This is a genomic window from Thermoanaerobacter sp. A7A, from assembly GCF_000445185.1.
In the GTDB taxonomy this organism is placed as follows: Bacteria; Bacillota; Thermoanaerobacteria; order Thermoanaerobacterales; family Thermoanaerobacteraceae; genus Thermoanaerobacter.
In genome coordinates this window covers 1-3,148 of record NZ_AVAF01000177.1, presented here as the reverse complement: position 1 = coordinate 3,148, position 3,148 = coordinate 1, and the positions used below count along the sequence as shown (strand labels likewise).

The 3,148-nt window shown below is 30.3% G+C and carries 3 protein-coding genes; all 3 read left to right on the top strand.

The window, feature by feature from the left end; all coding sequences use genetic code 11:
• Positions 1–1,572 (top strand): hypothetical protein (locus M663_RS14960; RefSeq protein WP_273702769.1); only part of this gene is annotated, 1,572 nt, incomplete at its 5' end.
• Between the two features lie 12 nt (positions 1,573–1,584).
• Positions 1,585–2,517, top strand: coding sequence for a hypothetical protein (locus tag M663_RS0114260; protein WP_029689423.1), 933 nt, complete (start codon positions 1,585–1,587; stop codon positions 2,515–2,517).
• 10 nt (positions 2,518–2,527) lie between these two features.
• Positions 2,528–3,106, top strand: coding sequence for a hypothetical protein (locus M663_RS0114255; RefSeq protein WP_029689422.1), 579 nt, complete (start codon positions 2,528–2,530; stop codon positions 3,104–3,106).
• Positions 3,107–3,148: the final 42 nt, after the last annotated feature.

Here is a 3,148-nt window from a genome sequence, read left to right as displayed (position 1 = left end):
GGTTTGCTTGGTAGTTTGTTCGGTGATCGTCGCCGTGATAAATCTTGGTTTTATTTACATACAAATATAGTACCTGTAACTGGAGTGGATTATGCAGTAACAAGTAAGTTAGGCACAACATATATGCCTGTAAAAGGTAGGCAAAATGATATAGGATTTGACACAGCAAAAAGGAAACAATTTGAACAACAACTCTTAACTACAATAAAACAACTAGATGATACACTAACAGCTCAACTAACAGATGAATATTTACAAGCTGCGAGACAGGCTGTAACAGGACAACAATTTTCTGGGGTATGGCGAACTGATAAAAAAGAAAAGCTAAAAACAATATTAGAAAATCTTCTATATCAAAGATATGCTACTGCACTGGCAGCTATTGATGGAAGGATACTTAAATTTTTTGATAAAAATGAAGAAATAGGCCAAGCACTAACCAACATAGGAAGTGTTCTTGGAACTTTTAAAGACTTAAATGATACTGCAAAACAATTTATTTTTAACATATCACAATCGGATTTAGATAAGCTTAAAAATTATGGATATAGTTATTCCCAAATTTTTGCATCTTTTGTGAATTTGACCAACCAAGTTCCAGATTTTGTTGAACAAATTCAAAATGTAATGGATAAAACTGGTGCTGATTTAGTATCTGCTTTTGAAACCTTACAAAGCAGAGTATTCTATATTTCTACAATAACAGCTAATACATTAACAAACATAGATTTTTCTGTTGATTGGAATACATTTAAATCAACCATAATAACAAATTTTAAACAACAATTTGTAAATCAGTTATATCAAGTATTTATAAATGGTATTTCTGAACAAATTACATCAAGTTTACTCTTAAATTACAATACTGATTTAGAAAATTTATGGTCTGGTTTTTGGAATGGGAGTGTATCATTAAATGCATTATATGATGCTATTAATATTGTTAATGACATACTAGATAAAAATTTAAATAAATGGAATGAATTAAAGCAAATATTAAATCAATTAGGTTTAGAAACAGAAAAAAATATAGATTTATGGGCAACTCTTAATGATAATATCATAAATTTATATAATGAGGCTAAATCTAATTTAATAAGTACATACAGCCCTGAAAAAACATTTTTGTATTATAGAACTCAATTATTTTCTAACATAGAACAATTGACTAATGCTAGTGTTGAAAAAGGCAGTGAACTAGTCAATACAATTAGCAGCTTGCTATCAAGTTCAATAACTTCTGGTAAATCACACTTCACAAGTGAATATGAATACAGAAAATTTATAGCAACTATTATGGCTCGCATGAATGAAGCTGAAATATACAGATTTAAATATGGAGGAACTGTTGAAGGTCCTGAATCTGGCTACACAACTTTTGTTGAGTTTCATGGTAAAGAACACATAGTGCCTGATAATAATTTAGAAGGCATAAAAAAAGAACTTTCAGATATTAGAGAAATACTAAGATATATTTTAAGTGCAAGTGGTGAACAGGTAAAAACAAGTAAAAAAACTTATAGTATAATAACAAAATGGGATGTAAACGGTGTAGTAACCACAAGCCAATAAAATAGAGAAAAAATGAAAGTAATAAAATTAAAAGATATAAATTTAATATATTCTAATATACCTGAAACAGAATATAATGAATGGAGTAGCACAACTACATATAGCATTGGTGATAGAGTTATTGTATCTTATGAAAGTGATGGCACTACTGAAAGAACCCCACATGAGATTTACGAAAGTTTAACTGTTTCTAATACTGGGAACTATCCACCTGATAATTTGGATAAATGGTTGTTAGTTAGTGCTACTAATAGATGGAAAATGTTTGATAATTACGTAAACACACAGACTGAAAATGCAGATACTATAGAGGTTGTAGTTGATTTTAGTCAATGTGATAGTTTCGCTTTACTTAATGTAGATTGTTTATCTGTAGATTGGTATTTGTACAATGGAAATTGGACTGATTCTGAAACATTAGTTGATAATGGAAGAATTAGTCTGAGTCATCCTATTTATAATTGGTATGACTATTTTTATGGTTGGATCAAATTAAGAACAAACATGTACAAAGATAACATGGTTATGTATAATACAAGCCAACTTAGATTGGTTCTTAATAAGCCTGGAGGAACTGCTAAATGTGGTATAATGAGATTTGGTAAATCCAGTCAAATAGGGCTTACACAATATGGTGTTTCTATATCAATAATAGACTATTCTAAAAAAATAACAGATGAGTTCGGCAATACTTATCTAAAACAAGGTAATTATGCAAAAAAAGTTGATTGTGATGCATGGATTAGTAATGATAACATAGATTATGTTTACAAAAGTTTAGCAGAATTGAGAAGTGTTCCAGCTATATATAATATAAATAACTCTAGTTTACAAAAATATGATTTTAACAGTTTAATAGTTTATGGTTTTTTTAACAATTTTTATATTAATATACCAGGACCTAGTTATAGTCAGTGCACTCTAGAAATAGAAGGGCTAATATAGGGGGGTTTTTATGACTATAAATACAATAATAACATCAGCACCACCAGCTCCACAACGTTCTAATCCAGATACATTTGCAGATTTGGCGGATGCTTTTGTTAGTTGGTTAGGAACATTGGATGATCAATTAAATCAGTGGGCTTCAGAAGTAAACACAACTCAATCTGAAATAAACCAAAACAAAATTGATACTGAAACTGCTAGAGATATTGCTTATAAATGGGCAAATGAGAATGAGGATACACAAATAAATGATGGCATACATACTGGCTACTCTGCATATCATTGGAGTAAAAAAGCTGAATTATATAAAACACAAGCTGAAAAAGCTAGAGATTTAGCTGCTATCAATGCAAATGCAACTGTTTATGATCCTAATACTACTTATAATTACCCTGATGCTGTTATAGGTAGTGATGGTGATATATATAGATGTATGGGGACTGATGTAGTTGGCGATGACCCAACAATATCTGATAGCAATAACTGGAAGAAAATTTCAGATGCTGATACTTTAGATGGCTACCATGCTGGTAACGCATCAGGAAATATTCCAATAAAAGTAATGGAAAAGTTAATACAAACTTAAACCGATAGATAGTAGATGGCTACCATGCTGGTAACGCATCAG